This is a genomic window from Altericista sp. CCNU0014 (genome assembly GCF_044923475.1).
In the GTDB taxonomy this organism is placed as follows: Bacteria; Cyanobacteriota; Cyanobacteriia; order Thermosynechococcales; family Thermosynechococcaceae; genus JAAURS01.
Genome location: NZ_CP137338.1, coordinates 20,333 through 40,262, shown reverse-complemented (window position 1 = coordinate 40,262; position 19,930 = coordinate 20,333). Strand labels below are relative to the sequence as shown.

22 protein-coding genes are annotated in these 19,930 nt (G+C 52.8%); 13 read left to right on the top strand and 9 right to left on the bottom strand.

The genetic code is table 11. The features are described 5' to 3' along the window. Nucleotides 1-3 precede the first annotated feature (3 nt). The 7 genes from R6H26_RS00220 to R6H26_RS00190 all read left to right on the top strand — a co-directional run bounded on the left by R6H26_RS00220 (nt 4) and on the right by R6H26_RS00190 (nt 5,696). Nucleotides 4-549 (top strand): GIY-YIG nuclease family protein, encoded by a 546-nt coding sequence (locus tag R6H26_RS00220; RefSeq protein ID WP_404787282.1) that lies wholly within the window; start codon nt 4-6, stop codon nt 547-549. Nucleotides 550-613: 64 nt separating this feature from the next. Then, on the top strand, nt 614-1,474 hold the full coding sequence (locus tag R6H26_RS00215) for a 3'(2'),5'-bisphosphate nucleotidase CysQ (RefSeq protein ID WP_404787280.1): 861 nt from the start codon (nt 614-616) through the stop codon (nt 1,472-1,474). 73 nt (nt 1,475-1,547) lie between these two features. Further along, nucleotides 1,548-2,246, top strand: coding sequence for a uracil-DNA glycosylase family protein (locus R6H26_RS00210; protein ID WP_404787278.1), 699 nt, complete (start codon nt 1,548-1,550; stop codon nt 2,244-2,246). A gap of 114 nt (nt 2,247-2,360) precedes the next feature. Beyond that, a complete protein-coding gene (locus tag R6H26_RS00205; protein ID WP_404787276.1) occupies nt 2,361-3,023 on the top strand; it encodes a pentapeptide repeat-containing protein in 663 nt (220 codons plus the stop codon). A gap of 194 nt (nt 3,024-3,217) precedes the next feature. Next, nucleotides 3,218-3,979, top strand: coding sequence for a WecB/TagA/CpsF family glycosyltransferase (locus R6H26_RS00200; protein WP_404787274.1), 762 nt, complete (start codon nt 3,218-3,220; stop codon nt 3,977-3,979). Nucleotides 3,980-3,981: 2 nt separating this feature from the next. After that, a complete protein-coding gene (ftsE, locus tag R6H26_RS00195; RefSeq protein ID WP_404787272.1) occupies nt 3,982-4,761 on the top strand; it encodes a cell division ATP-binding protein FtsE in 780 nt (259 codons plus the stop codon). Beyond that, nucleotides 4,761-5,696 carry a cell division protein FtsX gene (locus tag R6H26_RS00190; RefSeq protein WP_404787270.1) on the top strand — a complete coding sequence of 312 codons (936 nt, stop codon included), beginning with the start codon at nt 4,761-4,763 and terminating at the stop codon, nt 5,694-5,696. Before ftsE ends, R6H26_RS00190 begins: the two co-directional genes overlap by 1 nt. A gap of 3 nt (nt 5,697-5,699) precedes the next feature. Here R6H26_RS00190 and gndA read toward each other — a convergent pair whose 3' ends face one another. Next, the gene (gndA, locus tag R6H26_RS00185) at nt 5,700-7,130 is read right to left on the bottom strand and encodes an NADP-dependent phosphogluconate dehydrogenase (protein ID WP_404787268.1); all 1,431 of its coding nucleotides are present in this window, start codon (nt 7,128-7,130) and stop codon (nt 5,700-5,702) included. 669 nt (nt 7,131-7,799) lie between these two features. On the opposite strand from gndA, the gene R6H26_RS00180 reads away from it, so the two are divergent. Next, nucleotides 7,800-8,012, top strand: a complete 213-nt coding sequence (locus R6H26_RS00180) for a DUF2811 domain-containing protein (RefSeq protein WP_404787266.1) — start codon at nt 7,800-7,802, stop codon at nt 8,010-8,012. A 233-nt stretch (nt 8,013-8,245) separates the two neighbouring features. On the opposite strand, the gene ribH is transcribed toward R6H26_RS00180, so the two are convergent. Together ribH and psbZ are read right to left on the bottom strand one after the other, a co-directional pair. Then, nucleotides 8,246-8,791, bottom strand: coding sequence for a 6,7-dimethyl-8-ribityllumazine synthase (ribH, locus tag R6H26_RS00175; protein ID WP_404787264.1), 546 nt, complete (start codon nt 8,789-8,791; stop codon nt 8,246-8,248). A gap of 100 nt (nt 8,792-8,891) precedes the next feature. Continuing rightward, the gene (gene psbZ, locus R6H26_RS00170; RefSeq protein WP_404787262.1) at nt 8,892-9,080 is read right to left on the bottom strand and encodes a photosystem II reaction center protein PsbZ; all 189 of its coding nucleotides are present in this window, start codon (nt 9,078-9,080) and stop codon (nt 8,892-8,894) included. Nucleotides 9,081-9,477: 397 nt separating this feature from the next. Here psbZ and R6H26_RS00165 point away from each other — a divergent pair, with 397 nt between their 5' ends. After that, entirely contained in the window at nt 9,478-12,222 is a 2,745-nt protein-coding gene (locus tag R6H26_RS00165; protein ID WP_404787260.1) for a CBS domain-containing protein, read from the top strand. Here the strand turns inward: R6H26_RS00165 and R6H26_RS00160 are convergent. Next, complete coding sequence (locus R6H26_RS00160; protein ID WP_404787258.1) at nt 12,219-13,154, bottom strand: FHA domain-containing protein; 936 nt, start codon at nt 13,152-13,154, stop codon at nt 12,219-12,221. The genes R6H26_RS00165 and R6H26_RS00160 overlap by 4 nt on opposite strands. A gap of 195 nt (nt 13,155-13,349) precedes the next feature. Between R6H26_RS00160 and efp the strand changes: the two genes are divergently transcribed. Both efp and accB read left to right on the top strand, forming a co-directional pair. Further along, a complete protein-coding gene (gene efp, locus R6H26_RS00155) occupies nt 13,350-13,907 on the top strand; it encodes an elongation factor P (RefSeq protein ID WP_404787257.1) in 558 nt (185 codons plus the stop codon). A gap of 11 nt (nt 13,908-13,918) precedes the next feature. Next, the gene (gene accB / locus R6H26_RS00150) at nt 13,919-14,383 is read left to right on the top strand and encodes an acetyl-CoA carboxylase biotin carboxyl carrier protein (RefSeq protein ID WP_404787256.1); all 465 of its coding nucleotides are present in this window, start codon (nt 13,919-13,921) and stop codon (nt 14,381-14,383) included. 4 nt (nt 14,384-14,387) lie between these two features. Here the strand turns inward: accB and R6H26_RS00145 are convergent, their stop codons facing one another. The 3 genes from R6H26_RS00145 to R6H26_RS00135 all read right to left on the bottom strand — a co-directional run bounded on the left by R6H26_RS00145 (nt 14,388) and on the right by R6H26_RS00135 (nt 16,099). Then, nucleotides 14,388-14,891 (bottom strand): pentapeptide repeat-containing protein, encoded by a 504-nt coding sequence (locus R6H26_RS00145; RefSeq protein WP_404787255.1) that lies wholly within the window; start codon nt 14,889-14,891, stop codon nt 14,388-14,390. Between the two features lie 150 nt (nt 14,892-15,041). Continuing rightward, complete coding sequence (locus R6H26_RS00140; protein ID WP_404787253.1) at nt 15,042-15,848, bottom strand: DUF1350 family protein; 807 nt, start codon at nt 15,846-15,848, stop codon at nt 15,042-15,044. Further along, nucleotides 15,845-16,099 (bottom strand): hypothetical protein, encoded by a 255-nt coding sequence (locus R6H26_RS00135; RefSeq protein ID WP_404787252.1) that lies wholly within the window; start codon nt 16,097-16,099, stop codon nt 15,845-15,847. Before R6H26_RS00135 ends, R6H26_RS00140 begins: the two co-directional genes overlap by 4 nt. Nucleotides 16,100-16,417: 318 nt before the next feature. On the opposite strand from R6H26_RS00135, the gene R6H26_RS00130 reads away from it, so the two are divergent. Continuing rightward, the gene (locus R6H26_RS00130; protein ID WP_404787250.1) at nt 16,418-16,615 is read left to right on the top strand and encodes an NblA/ycf18 family protein; all 198 of its coding nucleotides are present in this window, start codon (nt 16,418-16,420) and stop codon (nt 16,613-16,615) included. 158 nt (nt 16,616-16,773) lie between these two features. Here R6H26_RS00130 and R6H26_RS00125 read toward each other — a convergent pair whose 3' ends face one another. Then, nucleotides 16,774-18,375, bottom strand: coding sequence for a serine/threonine protein kinase (locus tag R6H26_RS00125; protein WP_404787249.1), 1,602 nt, complete (start codon nt 18,373-18,375; stop codon nt 16,774-16,776). 591 nt (nt 18,376-18,966) lie between these two features. Here R6H26_RS00125 and R6H26_RS00120 point away from each other — a divergent pair. Further along, nucleotides 18,967-19,338 (top strand): PadR family transcriptional regulator, encoded by a 372-nt coding sequence (locus tag R6H26_RS00120; RefSeq protein ID WP_404787248.1) that lies wholly within the window; start codon nt 18,967-18,969, stop codon nt 19,336-19,338. A 245-nt stretch (nt 19,339-19,583) separates the two neighbouring features. On the opposite strand, the gene R6H26_RS00115 is transcribed toward R6H26_RS00120, so the two are convergent. Further along, nucleotides 19,584-19,862, bottom strand: a complete 279-nt coding sequence (locus R6H26_RS00115) for a hypothetical protein (protein ID WP_404787246.1) — start codon at nt 19,860-19,862, stop codon at nt 19,584-19,586. Between the last annotated feature and the right edge of the window lie 68 nt (nt 19,863-19,930).

The following is a 19,930-nucleotide window of genomic DNA, read 5'->3' as shown; positions in this document are numbered from 1 at the left end:
GCCATGCAAGCTCAGTCCGAGTGCCCGTCCTTAATCGAACTATCAGATCTTCCCTACATCGACGCCGAAGGCCAGCTCCCGTCGCAATTTGAGGGGAAGATCGGCGTGTATGCCATTTACAACGCCGATAAGGTCTTGGCCTACATCGGCTATTCCCGAGATGTTTCCCTCAGCCTGAAGCAGCACATCGTACGACAGCCGCAGCAGTGCTTTTGGGTCAAGGTGACGACGGTGGAGCGGCCCAATCGCACCCTACTTGAAACCATCAAAGCAGCCTGGATCGAAGAGAATGGAGCGGTTCCTGTCGGTAACGGCGACGCGGCAACGCTGTGGGAACAGCCCATCGACGTCAAAAGCCAAATGTTGCCCGAAGAATCCGTGCAGTACGCGGACCCGCAATTAGACGACCTCCAGCACCAACGCATTCTCAAGCAGGCCGCACGACGCATCGAGCAAAATATCCTCGACCTTCTCGCCGAGCGCGGCGCGCGCGAAACCCTGCGATTCAATCCCAAGCTCAAAGACAGCGGTCTGCTAGACCTCAAGTAACCCAAATGACCCCGAATGGTCCCGAATGACATTGTTGTTTTAACCCGCAATCAAAGTAACCTTCATGCCTTTGTCTTCCTCCTTACCGCTGTTGCAAATCCAGACTGCCTTGGTTGAGGCTGGCTTGTGGGCGAAAGAAATGGCGCGTCGCTCCTTTGCAGTAGAGCAGAAAGGCCCGGAAGATTTTGTGACCGAGATCGACCGAATTCTAGACCGTCGGCTGGCCGCAACGTTTCAAGAGTGGTTCCCCGAGGACGGTGTCATTACCGAAGAAAATGCCGAATCGATTCAGAACGCGCGCAAAGGGTTCTCCCGACTGTGGCTCATCGACCCGATCGACGGCACTGAGGACTTTATCAACCAACGCCCGGATTACGCCATCATGGCAGGGCTTTTGCAAGACGATCGGCCCATTGCCGGGTGGATTTTGCGCCCGGAATCCGGCCAGCTCTTTTATGGCGGACCCGACTGGGGGTTGTTTGCAGCCCCCGGTCTCGAACCCGCACGACCCTTCATGCCCACTGTCACCCTCGGCCCTTCTGCCGACTATTGCCCGGTGCTGCTGGGCGATCGCGATCGCCGTCAGTACGGTACGGCCATTCAAGCGGCCATCCCCGACATTCAGTTTTATACCTTAGGCAGCTTTGGCCTCAAGGTTTTGGAAGTGATTCAGGGGCGGGCAGGGTTATACCTTTACCTCAACGGTCGCGTTAAGCTGTGGGATACGGTAGGACCTCTCGCCCTTGCTCAATGCGCTGGACTCGTTTGCTGCGACCTCGAAGGAAATGCGCTCCAGTTCTCCTTGGATGCCCTCAGCCCCGAGACCTTAGCCCATCGGCAATCGATCGCGATCGGCTGGCCTCACTATATAGAAGCGCTGCTGCCAAGGCTGCAAGAGGCGATCGCCTGTGAGACAGCAGGATAGCCGATTTGAAACGCCCGGCTAGCGCAGACGAAATCCTCAACCCACCATTGAATGGAATTCTCAGGCAATCTCCATGGTCCCAGAAGAGCAAATCAATTTATTCGATTTCATGCAGCCTTCGCAGCATGAGACCCCCGCAGACTTCGACCCGTCCCTCATTCCCACCAGCGCCCAGATTCCCATTCCACCTGGCACCTACGCCTCCATTGCAGAAATGGTGCCCCACTGCAATACTTGCCAGCGCTGCGAGCTAGGACAGTTCCGCACTCACGCAGTTATCGGACGGGGCAACCCCAAAGCCGACATCGCGATCGTGGGAGAAGGTCCCGGACAAAGCGAGGACGAACAAGGTCTGCCCTTTGTCGGAAAATCCGGGCAGCTTTTGGAAAAAATTCTACAATCCGTCCGCTTGAGCTCCGAGAACGATGTCTACATCTGCAACGTCGTGAAATGCCGCCCTCCCGGCAATCGCACCCCAACCCCTCAGGAAACAGAAGCTTGCAAACCTTATTTGCTAGAGCAAATTCGTCTCGTCAACCCCAAAATTATTTTGCTTGCGGGTGCGACTGCTGTCCGCGGCCTGACGGGAGATAAGCGCGGCATTACGAAAATTCGCGGGCAATGGCTCGAATGGCAAGGCTATTTGTGTATGCCAATTTTCCATCCCGCTTATCTGCTAAGAAATCCTTCCAGAGAGCCAAATAGTCCTAAATGGCTGATGTGGAAAGATATTCAGGCAATTCGCGCGAAGCTGGCCGAGCTGGCTTCTTGAGAAAATTGCAGAAAATTACCCGTAAAAGACAGTTAAAGCATTTATATAGGGAACATTAACCTTAAGGAATCATTTTTGTTAAGGCTTCCCGCACTTCTTCCATACACCACTGCAATGGCAAATATTGAGCAGATCGATCTCCTCCAGCAAGGCGTTGAGGAATGGAATGACTGGCGAATTCAGAACCTGGCCGTTATTCCAGATTTGTCAAAAGCCGATCTCAGCGGCATCAGTCTCCAGTTTGTCAATCTCAGCCGCGCTAATTTAGCCAGTACCAACCTAGAAGGAAGCGATCTGAGAAACGCCAATCTCCGCAATGCCTGTCTCGATCGAGCCAATTTGCATTTAGCCGATCTGATCGAGGCAAACATGCAAGAAGCGTCGCTCCAATATACCTGCCTCCAGGGTGCAGACCTTTACAAAGCCATACTGTCTGGCGCAAATTTCTATGGTGCCAACTTAAATCAAGCAATCGCGCGCCGAGCCAATTTAGAAAAAGCGGCTTTGAGGGCAATTGAAGGGTGCATGACGGACTTTTTACAGGCAAATCTCATGCGAGCGCAGTTCGATATGGCCAATCTCTATAAAGCCAATTTTGAAGGTAGTAATTTAATTGAAGCCCGTCTAAACTGGGCCAACTTATTAGATGCAAACCTGCGCAAAGCCAATTTATGCCGAGCTTCTCTGCATCGGGCAAACCTTTGTCGGGCGACGCTCCAAGACGCAATGCTCAAGGGAACGATCCTGAGCGATGGTTCGATCGCCGGGAGAGACTGATGGGCATCGGGCGCGAGAAATACCGACCTTGAGGGGCAGAAGATCCGTGCTGCTCCTGGCGTCGAGCGTCGCATCAAAGGTTTTCTGACAAACGACCTAAATTTGAAAGCAAAATAGCATAGGTATAAACTGTGCTGGGTACTATACGTTTACACTGGCATTAAATTTAAATATTTTGCCGCTGTATGAGATCTGTGACTTCTAATTCCAACGCGCAATCCTCTATCGATCCCCATCCATTTAAGGTGCTGGGGTTTGCAATTCATTTGCTGCCAGACTATGTGGATTGGCTGTCGACCCGCATCGCGCAACATCAAGGAACCCACGTCGTGACGCTCAACGCTGAAATGACAATGCAGGCCGAGCAAGACCTTGCCCTTGCCGATATCATTCACCGAGCCAATCTGGTCGTTCCCGATGGTTCGGGCATCGTCCTATATCTCAAGCTCCACGGGAAAACCGTTCGCCGCTGTCCTGGCATCGAGCTGACCGAAACGTTACTGCAAACTTCAGCGCGACAACCTCAACCTTGGTCGGTCTTTTTCTATGGCGGAGCGCCGGGCGTGGCAGCAGAGGCGGCAGAAAAATTGCGCGATCGCTTTCCCAGAATCAATATCGTCGGGACTCAGAACGGCTTTTTGAGCGAAGCAGACACCCCGTTGTTTTTAGACCGACTGCGAGACCTACAACCTCAAATCATTTGCGTGGGCCTTGGCGTGCCGCGCCAAGAGTATTGGATTGCCAAACACCGCCACGTCGCCCCGAATGCAGTCTGGATTGGCGTGGGCGGCAGTTTCGATATCTGGGCCGATCGCAAACAGCGCGCCCCCGCCTGGTTCTGCGACAACCACCTGGAGTGGATGTATCGGCTCTATCAAGAACCGTGGCGATGGCGGCGGATGCTGGCCCTGCCGCAGTTTGCATGGCGATCGATTTTGGAAAAGTTTAGGCACTAAAGATGTTCAACCCTCTCGTTCTTGCAAAATCTACGCCCCTACAGGCAGAGCGCTCCCCTAAAGAAGGGGTTGTTTCAGCCAGCGCAACGGCTGCCACTGCCTACGCGATTCATTTGCGGGACGTGACCAAAAGCTACCGCGACACGGGCTTTAGCCTGCACAATCTCAACTTCGTTGTAAAACAAGGCGATTTTTTGTTTATTACCGGTCCTTCTGGGGCAGGAAAATCGACCCTCATGAAGCTCATCTACGGCGCCGAGCGTCCCGATCGAGGAGAGGTCAGGGTGGGCGGACAAAACGTGACGAGCTTGAGCGGCCATCGCCTGTCCATGTTGCGCCGTCGCCTAGGGGTGGTGTTTCAAGACTACAAGCTGATCGGTCGGTGGACGGTGGCCGAAAATGTAGCGTTCGTGCTGCGATCGCAGGGGGTCCCCCAAGACGAAATTCAGCGCCGCCTCCTCCCCACCCTAAAGCTCGTAGGACTCCAGAATAAAGCCGACTGCTTCCCCACCCAGCTTTCTGGAGGCGAACAGCAGCGTGCCAGCATTGCCAGGGCGATCGTGGGTTCCCCCCGCCTGCTTCTCGCCGACGAACCCACGGGCAATCTCGACCAAGACAACTCCCTCCAGGTCCTGAGCATTCTCAAAAAGCTCAACAGTCTGGGAATTACAGTTGTCGTGACCACCCACGACTTACATTTAATTCGAATGGGGCAAGCACCTGTGGCAAGATTGCAAAACGGCCAACTCAAAACGATTAACACCCCCGGACCCGAAGCCTGATGCGACGTTCTACTTTAGCGGTCTCGCCCGCGTTTAAAGTCACCTTTACGCAGATGCAATACCTCGCCCAAGAAACCCTGCGGGGTCTGCGGCGCGGCGGCTGGATGAATTGGGCCGCCATCAGCACCGTCACCGTGCTGTTGTTTTTGTTTGGCATCAGCCTTCAAACCAGCTGGCAAGTGAACGGGATGCTCCAGAACATGGGTTCTCAACTGGAAATTTCCGCCTACCTGCGCCCCAACCTTTCCGGCGAGACACTGCAACAACAACTGGCACAGATGCCCGATGTTGCTTCAGTACAGCTCTTACCCCGAGCGGAGGCTTGGCAGCAGCTCGTGGCCGATCTGGGCGCAACCGACCTTCAGGGCGCAACCGATGCCCTCGGCCAAAATCCTTTGGTAGATCAGCTCAAAATTCGCGCCCGCAGCGGCGAACAAGTGCCCAAGCTGGCGCAGATGCTATCCAGTTTTTCGGAAATCGAGCACGTGTCCTACCTCAACGAGGTTATGCAGAACCTAGCCCAGCTCAATCAAGGTCTGGGCTGGATGGGATGGGGGACGATCGGCCTGTTGACGCTGACGGCCCTAGCAGTGATCAACACCACTATTCGCCTGATCGTGGTCACCCGCCATCAAGAAATTGAGGTGATGCAGCTCGTCGGCGCGACGACGCTTTGGATTTACCTGCCGTTCTTACTTCAGGGCCTCGTCTTCGGCCTGCTGGGAGGCGTTATGGCCATTGGCTTTATGGCGATCGTCCATCGCTTCATGGCTCAGCTGTTGATTTCCCAGCCCGCCTTTCTACAGTCCCTCGCGCAGAATTTGCAGCTCAGCACCGTCCAAAGCATCTCGATCCCCCTGACTCTGCTTGGATTTGGGAGCTTTGTGGGATTGAGCGGCAGCTTTCTAGCAGTCCGCCGCTTCCTAATGCGCTAGGCTCTAAACCTTAGCTTCTTTGACTTCCTGCCATTCGGTGTGGAAGATGCCTTCGCGGTCGATCCGCTGGTAGGTGTGGGAACCAAACAGATCGCGCTGGGCCTGGGTTAGGTTTTGAGGCAGGCGATCGCGTCGGAACGTATCGAAGTAGTCCAAAGAAGCGCTGAAAGCCGGGACCGGAATACCCATTTTTGCCGCAGTCGCAATGACCTCCCTCCAAGCCGTTTGACGGTCTAAAATCGACTGCTTGAACTCAGGCGCGAGCAAAAGATTGGACAGATCCGGCTCGTCTGCAAAGGCTTTCTTGATCTTGTCTAAAAACCGAGCGCGAATGATACAGCCGCCCTTCCAGATCCGAGAAATCTCGCTCAGATTCAGGTCAAATGCGAGTTCTTTGGAAGCCGCACTGAGCAAGGCCATGCCCTGAGCGTAGGAGCAAATCTTCGAGCAGTACAACGCATCGCGCACCATTGCAGTAAAGGTCGCAACGTCCCCATTGAAGGAGGCTGCTGGCCCTTGGAGCTGCTTGGAAGCGCGTAAACGCTCTGCCCTATGGGAAGACGCAATACGGGCATTCACAGCAGCAATAATGGTCGGGATGGGAATGCCCAGTTCGAGGGCGCTCATCACGGTCCAGCGTCCGGTGCCCTTCTGACCGGCTTCGTCCAACACCAGCTCCACCAACGCTTGATGGGTATCTGGATCGACATAGCTGAAAATCTGAGCCGTAATTTCAATCAAAAATGAGTTCAGCTCATCGGTCTCGTTCCATTTTGTAAAGACCTCATGGAGCTGTAGGTGGTCCAGACCCGCCACACTCTTGAGCAGGTCGTAAGCTTCGGCAATGAGCTGCATATCGCCGTACTCGATGCCGTTATGCACCATTTTGACGTAGTGTCCGGCTCCCCCTGGGCCAATGTAGGTCACGCAGGGGCCATCATCCACTTGGGCCGCTATTTTGACCAAGATCGGCTCTAGCGCCGTATAGGCCTCTGCCGTACCGCCGGGCATCAGGCTAGGACCATTCAGGGCCCCTTCCTCGCCACCGCTCACGCCCATCCCGATGAAGCGCAGCCCCGTTGACTCGAGTGCAGTCGTCCTGCGAACCGTATCCTCGTACAGCGAATTACCGCCGTCGATCAGAATGTCGCCTGGGTCCAGCATGGGCTGCAGTTGCTGAATCACGGCATCGACTGGAGCGCCTGCCTTCACCATGATCAAAATGCGGCGGGGACGGCTCAAGGACGCGACAAACTCTTCAGGCGTGTAGGTTGCCTTAATCTGGCGGTTCTGCGCCCGCTCGGTCATAAATTCATCCGTTCTGGAAGCAGTTCGGTTATAAACTGCAACAGAAAAGCCATTCCGCTCAATATTGAGGGCTAGATTCTCCCCCATGACAGCCAAACCAATTAAGCCAAAGTCTTGAAGCGCCATATACTCGACTCACCTTTGGGAGACTGAACCCTAAATTCTGACTACAGCGTAACTCGTTCTCCTCAAGTTCAAACGCAGCACTCTAGAAAAAACAATTCCGCTGCCCGTCGCTCGAAAGCTTCAAAATGTCCTAATTCAGCCATTTCTGTTGAAAATAGGATTTTAACGGGCTTAACCATATCAAGAATCAATGACTTTGAGCTAAAAATCCCATTTAATCTAATGAGCCTGAGTTTTCCAAAGTTTTACACAGACTTTCCACAGCCTCGAACGAGTTTTCCACAGATTTTAGGTGGTTTTCCACAGAGGTTCACAACAGGTTAAGGCATGTCGCAAGATTCTGTGGATAACTTTGGAGGAGCGAACTATCCACAATTGATTGTGTGCAAATGTAACGAGTATGAGGCTTAAGCCTATATTTCTCGTCGTTTGCGGACGGCTCGCCTTCGAGCACCCTGGGTTCCCACCCCATTGACAACCCTCCCCCCCCATAGCGCAGAATAAGGCGACCAGGGTTCGTCGTACACTTCCGGTGATCGGCCCAAAGTTTATCTCCTTTCGCAGGAAAGCAGGTGAGCTTAATTTCTGGTCGGCATCCACTTTGCGCAGAATGCTTTACCACCCTTGGGCGACTTCTGACTACACCCTTCATTTACGACACAAACGCTCATGATTGCAAATGTCAGTATTTTGGCTGAAATTCCCGAAGAACTGCACGAAACCTTACAAGGCTATCTAGAGTCTCATCCAGACTGGGATCAAGATCGGGTTTTTGCAGCGTCTCTCTCGCTATTTTTGATGCAGAATGGGGACTGCGATCGCCGGGCAGCTCGCGTATACCTCGATACGCTGTTCAACCGATCGGTGAGGTCCAATGCCTAGCCCTTTAGGGCAGTTACAAGAACGAACGAGAAGGAATGAATTGTGAAGGGGGGATCGCGCGCCAAGCTGTTTGAGGCTTGGCGTTTTTGCGGGCCGCGAACCCATAGCTAGGCGGGAGGTGCCTTACCCCGCTCAATAGGAGTATCGACCTCGCAGACCTGGAGCCAGAATGAGGCTGGAGGTCGAGGTCGAGATCAAAATTGGGTCGAACGGAGTCGAGCGGGTCTGGGGCGCTAAGAAGTCAAGGAGGCCGAGGAGATCGTGTTGGGAATGCCCGCACTCAGAGCAGCGCGATCGCCAGATACCTGGAGGCTCTTCATCAAGCTGGCCATTTCCAAGGCATTCATTGCGTAATCCCAACCCTTGTTGCTCTTGATGCCCGCTCGTTCTAGAGCCTGCTGCATCGTATCTACCGTCAGCACTCCAAAAATAATCGGCACGCCCGTTTGCAGCGCCGTCGCAGCAATTCCCTTAGAGACCTCTGCGGCCACGTAATCGAAGTGGGGGGTACTGCCTCGAATGACGGCACCTAGGCAAATCACGGCATCGTAGCGATTCGTCAGGGCCAGTTGGCGGGCGACCATCGGTATCTCAAAACAGCCCGGAACCCAAGCATAATCGACTTGAGTGCCGTGGGGGTCGACATCGACGCCGTGGCGCTGAAGACAATCTTGACAGCCCGCGAGGAGCTTTGTGGTCACTAGGTCGTTAAAGCGACCGATGACAAAAGCGAGCCGGAGGGAGTCTGCGCGAGCAAAAGTTCCTTCAAAAACAGCCATCGGCGATTCTTTATGAAGAGCAGGGAGGCAGTGGAGCTATTCAGGTACAGCAGGCGAATCATCGATCCAACCTGCCGCACTCTGCTTTTAATTGTAGCGCTTAGACCACTATGAAATTAAGGGCAGCGACGACCAACACTAGGGCGATCCACACGATCGAACCCAACCAAATCAGCCGCTTGGACTGATCCCAGTTTTGCCCAGACGCATAGGCCACCGGCACGCCCACGATCAGCAAGAAAGACAATACCACCAGGGCAAGCAAGGCTAAGTCAAAGATAAATACCATTGTTTTCTCCCAATCAACCGGCGAGTCTATATATAAAGCAAGTTCTTAAGATATCAAGGGGTTGCCTCAGGCCCGATCCCGTGAATCGAGACAATTTTACCCCAAAAGCGATCCAAGCTTGGGCAGTATGGCTGTTTTGTAAGGTTTCAGAGCATTACAGCGACAGAACCTGAGGTAACGGCGAGACCGAAGCTTGTGAGGAAGTTAGGGGGTCAATGCAATGGTGACCCATTCTTCCAGCTTTTCAAACAATCGCTAAGCTAGGCTGGAAGAAGCGCTCAACCCTCGTCAAAGTCGATTTTGCAACCCTCTCGCGGTCGAGCAAGATCCAGTTTGAGGGAACCCTACCCCGACCTCTTTCAATACGGTTAGACCTTATTTAAGCCTATCAATCATTATGGATGTGGTTTTATGCCATCGCACTGCGGACTTTGACGTCCTGGGCGCAGCCGTCGGCTGTGCGAGGTTGAATCCCGGCACGCGTATCGTCCTGTGCGGCGGCGCGCATCCGGCAGTGCGCGACTTTCTGGCCCTCTACCGCGACGAATATCCGCTGATCGAGCGGCGCTCCGTCTCGCCCGCACAGCTTCGCACCATTACCGTCGTCGATGCCCAGCGCCGAGAACTGCTCGGACTGGCAGCAGAATGGCTCGACCTTCCCCATGTCGAGGTCCGCCTTTACGATCACCACATTCAGGCGGAACGCGATATTGCAGCGCAGTCAGTCCAGATTGAGGCCGTGGGTTCCACCACGACGCTGATCGTAGAACTGCTGCGCGCTCAAACCCTTTCGCTGTCCGTAGCAGAAGCCACCGTGATGGCCTTGGGCATCCACGTCGATACCGGATCCCTGACTTACGATCGCGCCACTCCACGGGATGCGGCAGCGCTGACTTGGCTGATGGAGCGGGGGGCCAATCAACGGGCGATCGCCACCTACATCGAGCCGGGGTTTTCGGCAGCGCTCCAAGATCTATTGGGAGATGCGCTCTCGCAGCTGAAAACCCAAACGGTCAGCGGTCAGCGCCTCGCTTGGGTATTGCTCTCTACATCCCATCACGTTCCGGGACTATCGAGCTTGGCCTCGCAACTGATGGTCCTCAGCGAAAGCGACGCGCTGCTGTTGGGTCACTACTACCAAACCCGCAGCTCTCAGAAGGACCGATTCACCATTATCGCCCGTTCCCGCATCAATGGCGTGGATTTAACCGAGTTGCTCAAACCCTTAGGGGGCGGCGGACATCCCCAAGCCGCCGCAGCAACCTTGCCCGTTGGGGATCCTCAACCCGTCTTAGACCGTTTGGTCGCCCAGTTGGCAGCCCAGGTCCCCCAACCAGCGATCGCCGCTGACGTCATGTCTTCCCCAGTCCGAACCATTTTGCCCGACACGTCCATCGATCGGGCGCGACGAATCTTGCTGCGCTACGGACATTCGGGACTCTCCGTCGTGGATGCGGAAGGCCAACTGGTCGGGATCCTATCTCGGCGGGATCTGGATATTGCCCTCCATCACGGATTCGGTCATGCCCCCGTCAAGGGCTATATGAGCGCCCCCGTTCGCACGATCGCGCCAGAAACCACCCTGCCGGAGATTGAGGATTTGATGGTGACCTACGATATCGGTCGCTTGCCCGTCCTGAGAGATCGACAGCTTGTCGGCATCGTGACCCGCACCGATCTGTTGCGGCAGCTCCATCACCTCAAGCAAGGCCAGAACCAAGACCGCTCCACAACCCCGCAAAAGTCCGTACCGCAGCGCCTAGATCGAGCCTTACCGCCCAAGTTGCGCGAGATTTTGGCGATCGCCGCCGCTGCAGCCCAAGCTCAAGATTGGCAATTGTATTTAGTCGGCGGAGCGGTGCGAGATTTGCTCCTGGTCCCGGAGGATGGCAGCGTTACGTTCCGGGAATTCGATCTGGTCGTGGACGGCGAAAACGCTCGCCAAAGTCAGGGGGCGGGAGTCGAGCTAGCCCGTCGGCTTCAGGCCCACTTTCCCGAAGCCCAGCTTCAGGTATACGGCCAATTCCAAACGGCATCTTTGCTGTGGCGCGAAGGTTCGGACCTCGGCTCCTTTACCGTAGACATCGCCACCGCCCGCAGCGAATTTTATCCCTATCCCGCTGCCAATCCCGAGGTGACGGCCAGCTCCATTCGTCAGGATCTGTATCGGCGCGACTTTACCGTCAATGCCTTGGCCCTTCGCCTCACCCGTCAGGGCCTACAGCGCAGCCAGACCGCCGAACTGCTGGATTTCTTTGGCGGATTAGAAGATCTCCAAAAGCATCAAATTCGAGTGCTGCATCCCAACAGCTTTATTGAAGACCCCACCCGTATTTTTCGGGCGATTCGCTTTGCCACGCGCCTCGGATTCGCCTTAGAGCCGCAAACTGAAGCCTACATTCGCCACGCGATCGCCAGCGGAATCTACCAACACATCCAAAAAAACGGCAGCAAAGCCCCCGCCCTTCAGGCCCGACTCCAAAACGAACTCAAGTACATCTTCAAGCTCCCGAACTGGTCGGATGCCCTCAAGCTGATGACCCACTTGGACGCGCTGCAATGCATTCATCCCGACCTCAGCCTAGACCGCGACGGATGGCAGCGCATTGAAATAGCCATGGACTGGCACGATCGCTTTGACCCCCAAGGCAAACAAATTGCTGCGTGGCTCCTCATGTTAGAGATGCTTCTCCTGTCGCTGCCCAATTCGCAACGGGATACCGTCGTAACCCAACTGCATTTGACCGAGCAAACCAAGGCTCGATTCAATACCCTTACCTCCGCATCAGCGCAGCTCGATGCGCTGATTGAGAATTCTTCTGACCCTAACCTCAATGGCAGCGTTGCTCCCAGTCGAGTGGTGGCGATCCTCAAATCCTACGACTTGCCCCTCCTCATCGAGCTAGCCGCAAATACGTCGAACCCCATGACGAAGGAATTGATTGAGGGGTACCTCGCGCGCTGGCAAAATGTCAAACCGCTACTCACCGGAACCGATCTGATCCAGATGGGCTACCAGCGCGGCCCTGGCTTTAAACCCATCTTGGATGCAGTGCTATCGGCAACCTTAGATGGGGTGGTGCAAACGCGGGAAGCGGCGATCGCCTGGGTGCAGGCCCGCTTCCCAAATCCCGGGGCTTAAGTGCCGTAAAAAGCTTTCATAAATCGATCGACTTGCACCAGCCCGTCTTGCATCGAGCCGAGCGTTTTTTCGCAAACCGAGGCCGCCTGTTGCAGGGCTCGATCCTCCAACTGCTTGGCCAAAAGGTTCATGATATCAGCCCCCACGTTGTAGCTGGCGATCGCCACTTGGATCGCCATCGGCTTAACAGCCGCAAAATCGCCCCGATCGAGCGTCGCTTGCAAATCCTCGAGCAACCCCCTCACCGACTCTAAGTACGACGTTAAAAGCTCTAGCTCGAAAGCGCGATCGTGCCCGGAGATCGTCTGCAAGTGGTCCAGATTAATCGGTCGGTCCTTGATAAACACAAAATTAAACGCATCGACCCCTCCAAAACAGAGAGCATCCCCAAAGGCGAGAGACTGCGGCTGCCTGGCAGGCAACGGGACTCCATTGAGCGCAGTTCCGTTCTTGCTACCCAAATCTTCAATGTAAAATTCTTGGGGCGAAAATGAGATTTGCGCGTGGCTGCGCGAGATAAACTCGGACTCCGGCAAATCTCGCAGGTCTAGGTCAGGTACGAAGCCATCGCTGCGCTTGCCGATCGAAATGGGGCTAGAGACTAGCGGTAGGTCGTAAAAAACGCTAGACGGACGATGCAGCAGCTTAACGCCATGGCGATAAAAAGTCGTGGCCGATTCTTCGTTGTCTAGATCTAGAATATCGCCCGTCACCATGTCGGGAGAAGAATCTAAGTCCGCCGTATTTTCCAGCGTTTCTACATCTCTTGGCACTACGGGAACCCCGCACTGATAGCAAAAATGAGAAAAGGCAAAAATCGTGGCACTACAGGCCGTACATTTTTGGATGCGGGAGAGACTTTTGCCACACCTGCTACAGGCAGAAGCGTTGGGAAGATTGGAAAAGAGACAGATCGGACAAATGGTCGCCATAGTGCAAAGGAACATGACTGACATCCATGGTTGAGACTTTAGCGCGTTTGGAGACCCCGGCAAAGTTCGTTCGATCCGCTGAGCCCGTCTGCTGGTCCCAAAGTTTGCTTAAAAATTTGAAGACGGCCTCTGGTGCGGGAAAGACCCATCAACGGTAAAATGAGATGCCGATTGTTCTTGCCAAGCAGAAGCTTCATGATTTCAAGTAATGACTTTCGACCCGGCGTCAGCATTGAGCTAGATGGTGCCGTTTGGCGGGTAGTAGAATTTCTCCACGTCAAGCCCGGTAAAGGCGCAGCCTTCGTGCGCACAAAGCTCAAAAACGCTCAGACGGGCAGCGTTGTCGAACGCACGTTCCGCGCTGGAGAATCCTTGCCCCAGGCAAACCTAGAAAAAAGCGTCATGCAGCACACCTATAAAGAAGGTGAGCAGTATGTCTTTATGGACATGGAAACCTACGAGGAATCCACGCTTACTACAGCCCAAATTGGCGATCGCGTTAAATATCTCAAAGAAGGGATGGAAGTCAACGTGGTTCGCTGGGGAGAGCAGATTTTAGAAGTAGAACTGCCCAATTCCGTAGTTTTAGAGATTATCGAAACCGATCCGGGCGTTAAAGGCGATACCGCCACAGGCGGCACCAAACCCGCCATTGTAGAGACCGGAGCCCAAATCATGGTTCCGCTCTTCATCTCTATCGGAGAGCGCATCAAAATCGATACCCGCAGCGACTCCTATTTAGGTCGCGAGTAAGGAAGGCAATTGTGGAATTCGATCTCAACCAAGTTCGCGAGCTTCTGGCTATCCTCAACCAGACCGACATCGAAGAGTTATGCCTTAAGAGCAGCGACTTTGAATTGACCGTTCGCAAAGGCAGCTTGTCGCAGGCTGGCACCCTAGCGACCGCAGCAGCGGTCTCGATACCACCGGAGACAGTGGCAGTTTCAACCGCAGCCGCAGCTCCCGTCGCCATCGTCGATAAAACGTGGGTTGAGGTAACCTCTCCCATGGTGGGGACTTTTTATCGCGCGCCCACGCCCGACGAACCACCGTTTATTGAGGTAGGAGATACCATCCGCCGGGGCCAAACCATCTGTATTATCGAAGCTATGAAGCTGATGAACGAACTAGAGGCGGAGGTTAACGGCGAAGTCGTAGAAATTTTGGTCGAGAACGGCAAACCAGTTGAGTTCGGGCAGCCCCTGATGCGAGTCAAGCCAGGAAACTAGAGCGTTAGGGATAATCCGCTCGAGGTTCGTCGCTGGAGAAGGACGGGTCCTCTAAGATAATGTCGCTGAGGTCTGCTCGATCGAGGTTTGCCCCGATTAAATCGGCCCCCCTTAAATCGGCCCCCCTCAAATTCGCGTCAAACAGATTTGCATTTCTAAGGTTTGCACCTCTGAGGTTCGAGTGGCTTAGGGTAGCGTTTTCTAGGTTCGCTCCATCCAAGCAAGCCCCGGCCAGTTCGACGGAGCTGAGCAAGGCATGGCTCAAGTTACAGAAGCTCAGATCCGCCCCGCTCAAGTCGGCCCCGATGAGCTTCGCCTTGGCGAGGTTGGCGCGGGTAAAATTCGCGCAGATCAAGGTCGCGCCATGGAAAGCAGCATGGCTCAGATCTGCACCGCTCAGGTTGATATGGCTGAGTTCTAGCAGACTCAAATCGGCGTAGGCTAATTTAGCTTTGATGAAAAGACGTTCGCCGCAGGAGTATCTCTGTTTTAGTTGCTGGGCATTCATAAACGTCTTTACATAAAAGAGATAAGAATCATCCGCTTCAACCTCAATTTTCAAGGTGAGGTTAAGCTCGTTAGTCCTATTCTTGCAGTTTGAATCGAGGTTGGCGCGATCTCTGGCCAAAGCCCTCCGATCGAGAGATGGGACGATGCTTCAACGGTCTCGCTCGCGCCACTCGGGCGAATTAGACGAAAGAGAAGCAGACAGCAGGTCTAACCACTCTACAATCGTTCGTTCGAGATAGGTACAATCGCGATAGAACTCCTGACTGACCCACTCTCCCAAGGCATCCAAAGGGGAAAAGATCCCCTGGAGCTGTCTGGGTAAATTTTGTCCTAATGGCGTGAGGTGATTGCCCTGTAGTTTCTGAAGGATGACTTTATCGGCAAAGCGATCGCCTAAAACCACTGCAATCTGACGCGTTTGATCTAAGTCGTCGTTGCGAAAGCGAATCAGCAGGTTGTGCGGGGTAGGGTAATATCGCTGCACCAATCGATAGGTTTGAGCGGGAGTGGGGGAAAACTGGACGTTCGCCGCCATATTAAGCCATTCTGCAAAAGGAATCGCCCGGTCTGCATCGAAATTATTAAACGACATCAAAATATTGCCCGCTCGCTCGGCCTCAAAGAGGCTGCCGATCAGCAGGTGAACCTTGCAGCCCATACTGTGGCCCAAGCCGTAGATCGGCAGAAATCGATCCAATACCTGCCGCCGCTGGAGCCGCTCTAAAGCGTTCTCGAATTGACTGAGGACGGCGGTCGCGATCGCCTTGTGGTCTAGCGTGTTGATAAAAGGGGTCGCAATGATGGCATAGCCTCGGGCAGCGATCGCCTCTAGGAGTTTGCTATAGGAAACTTGAGGGGCCGCACCCACAAAGGCACCTCCCACAAAGTGAATGACAGCAACGATCGGGCGGCGAGGCAGAAGGACCCAGTTCTGTCCGATAGGTTGCCAATTCATAGCAGTGGATCTCTAGGCTTCAGGGCGCTAGGGGGGCGATCGTTACTCCAAGCCCACCAAGATTGACCGCAATGGCAGCGGTAAAACTCCTGCCACTTCCGACGGTTGTCTTCTGTAAAAACAGGCGATCGGCGGTTAATCCAAACGCTAACGGCCTCAGAACAGTTCGCCCCGCAGCGCGGACAGCCGAAGTGAGGCGCGTGAATGGCACTCAGCGTCCACTCCGGCGGAATAGGGTCAAATGCGTTCATAAAAAAAGTTTGAAAAGGTGCAGCTCAGCCCCAGAGCGCAGTTGTTCACAGGTACCATGATGCCAAAGATTGCTTCGCTTGCCCACGCCAAACCGAAAAAGCTCGGCGATCGGAGAGAAAAACTGGAATTCGTCCGCTCCAACCGCCTCAAAGCCGACCTGGAGTTTTGAGACATTAATTGTTCAGTCTGTTCGCGTTGAGCTTTTTTTTAGAGTGGGAATTGCTACAACTACTTCAAAGTGATGGGCACTTTGTCAATCATTTGTTATACTCTTTAACAAATGAGTTCTATTTGAGCAGACCGTTTAGGAGCACATTATGGACCACACATTTCAGCTATCAATGGAGCAAGAATTTAGTATCCGCTCCTTTGCGGATCAGGTTCAAAGTCTATCCCAAGAAGAGGCTCAAGATTTTCTGGTGAAGCTTTATCGCCAGATGGTCATGAAAGAAACGATGTATAAGCATTTCTTGGCTCAGGAGTGGGGAATCGGTTCGCAGCCCAAGTTCAGCTGAGCTTTTAGCTGAAAATTCTCCTGCTTTTGGACTCTCTAAATTTACCTCTGTCTCTTGCTTCTTCTCACAGCATTGGGTCAGGCTGGGGGTTGGGGCTATTTAGAGTCTGCTTCTTGACAATGCTTTACACCTCAAGATTTGGCTGGCCTGCGCATCAATTAAAAAATGATTGGCGTATTTGCAGCCCTAGCTTCTTCCAATTTTTTAAGCATGGACGGCTTAATTCGTTCGAACTCCGTCTTGAGAATTTGCTTGCTCACCGATGGTCGGGCTGTTGAGATGCCCTGCTTGGCCATCGTCAACCATTCCTGAAAAAGCTGCCGCTGATACGGCGCAATCGTAATCGTTTTGACGTTAGCGGGTTCGGAGTTGGATTCCGTCGCGAAAAACAAAAGTAGGTAGTAACCCTGATTGCTAAAGAGCTGAAGCATCTTTTGACTGTACTCGAGCTTCAGGTCGAGGTAACAAGGAAGCCAGCGCGCTCCGATTTGAGAATCGTGAATGGCTGTAACCCACAGCAGCATTGGATGGGGCGCCATCAGACAGAGAAAGTGGTTGTACCGAGTACTCAATAATCGCTGTTGAATTTCAGAGCGGGACAGCATTACCCACAGTCCTACTGCCTCCTCCTGATCCGATGCTAGGATTTGCGGAAAAACAATTTCGGCAATTGGCTTATCGGCGGGCCAAGGCACCGTCCACCCCGCTTGCTCGATGGACCAGAACCGCTGCTGAGGGAGCGGAATAACGGGAACGTGAGTGGACTTAGCCGTCGTTCTATGATTGGGGACGGACTCAATGACCGTCTCCTCGCGCGGCGGTGAAGGTTTTTGGGGAACTGTCGCATCTGGCAGTGGAACTTCTTTTAAAGTTCGAATTTGTTCTAAACGCTTGAGAATTTCCACCATGTCCTGGGGACGTTTCTCCGGCGTTTTTGCCATGCAGCCCATAATCAGATCTTCTAAACCGGGGGGCAGTTTCAATCTAGGTGCAACGTCTGCAAACCGTTTGGGGGGTTTATCTCGATGAGCTTTGTACCAGCTCAGCAGCGTATGGGCATCCGGCTCGATCGGCATTTTGCCAGTCAAGACCTCAAACATCGTAATGCCAAGGCTATAAATATCAGAGCGAGTATCTAACTCTTTCCCTTCGATTTGTTCTGGAGAGCAGTACGCTAAAGTCCCCATGAAAGAGCGGGTTTGGCGACCTTCAACATCATCTCTAAAGAGCTTGGCAATCCCAAAGTCTAGAACTTTTGCAACTTCGCCCAATCCCGGATCCGAGATGACAAACACGTTGCTCGGTTTAATATCGCGATGCACGATCTTACAAATGTTGCCATCGATCTTGATACCGTCGTGGGCGCACTGTAAACCCAAGCAAATGTGACGTGCGAGTCTCAGAAATCGATCGACCGTCAGCGTCGCAGGCAGGATTAAGTCACTCAGGTTTTGACCTTCCATGTACTCCATGACATAGAACGGTGCTTCATTACGATGAACGCCATAATCCAAGACGCGAACGATATGAATGCTCCGCTGCCCTAACTGCGCGCCCGTGCGCGCTTCATCAGCAAAGCGCTGCTTCATCTTAGCGTTGAGCAGGGTTTGGGACAAAAACTTGACGGCCACTGTAACGCCGCCAAGGAGCTGATCCTCAGCTCGGTAGACCCTACCCATGGATCCCTGTCCGATCATCTCGATCAGACGATAGCGATTAATTAAGACCTGTCCGAGATTAGGGTCGGTGTGTTCATCCATACACAAATGTCTCCTGACTTAACCTAGGGTAGCTAGGCAGTCATGGATTTTCGCTTTTTCTGTCTTTACCGTACTCAAGGCACTTCCTTATATATATATTGATTAACGAATATGCGCCTATGCTGCTAGTATGCCCAAGGAATTGAGAAGATGGACTAGATCGGTCGCGATCGCCCTACCATGCCGCTTTTTGAGTTTGGACCGGACTAAAATTTTTATCTTTCACTTACAGCAGGCCTACTGCATTATAGTCCGAACCTCCTATCCCCCTAGACAGGATTTTGGGTGCGAGGAGAGCGAAAAATTCCGCACGCACTATATATTTTTTCCCTTGCATAGCTATCCGGGGTCGGGATCGAATATAAAGACTTTCAGGGAAATCAATTAAAACGTCGCAGTTTATAATGCAATAAGTGCATAAACTTGGATACTTTGGCTGATAGATAAGTATCATTATTGTATCCACCTCAGATTTATGGCTCTGACAAGGATTTATCTATTACTAAAGCCTATTCGTCGTAAAGATCGCGTCAATAAAGCGATGAGTCTCTCTGTTTACAACCTTTATGACTGAAACCCCGAGCGCTGCCTATGAAGTTCCAAGATATCTATCACTTTTTCCAAGAACCGCCACCCATTTATTTGAGTAAAGAGGTAGCAGTTTGCTACATACTGTCTGTTTTGTTAAGGTATGGTGACTCCTATGGCACTGCCTTAATTCAACGAATCGAACAAGATTCTCCGCTGTATCGGCTATCTGATACCGTGCTGTACAGCGCCCTCAAATTTCTTGAGGATGAAAAAGTTGTAGATGGCTACTGGCAAAAGGTAGAGGGGCGAGGCCGCCCTCGCAGAATGTATCAGATCAAAGCCAGTAAACTAGAATTGGCAAAGCAACTCGAGCGCCTTTGGCACGATTACATCGCGCAAAGCGATATGAGCAACCAGCGACAATCTGGTTAAGAACGAGCGATAAATTCGCTTTGTATTTTGCAGGAGCGATAAAAACTGCACCTACAAATAGTTAAGTCACTCCTACACCTATAAACTTCACCTTCACCAAACAACTTTGCCAGGCGAAGGTTTTTTATTTCTAGAACCGCAATAAAAATTCTTACAGAAATTGGTACTCGAATAAGCTTATGGATTTATGCGACATCCAAAAGCTTCTTAACGCTATACAGCGTATTAAAATATTTGACTTTGTCTTAGCGATCCGTTTTCCTGAGATTGTAAAGACTATAACTGGTTTTTACGACTCCTTTGTCGAGAGGCTGACCAATTTCTCGTTCTAGCTCGATAATTTTCCGGTAAAGATACTCAATGGTCTGTTTTTTAACCCAACCGCGCTCGACGATGATGTCGCCAAATAACATTCCAGTCGAGTATTGATCGTTTAGTGCCACATCGACTTGGGATGAGGTGAGCAGTCCTGCATCCATCAAATAGCTTCCCAATCGTTTGTCTGCAGGATCGTAGGAAATCATGAGTGCTGACCTTACACGAAGCAATAGGGGAATGGCGATGAGGCGCGCACTTTTGTACGAACGGTATC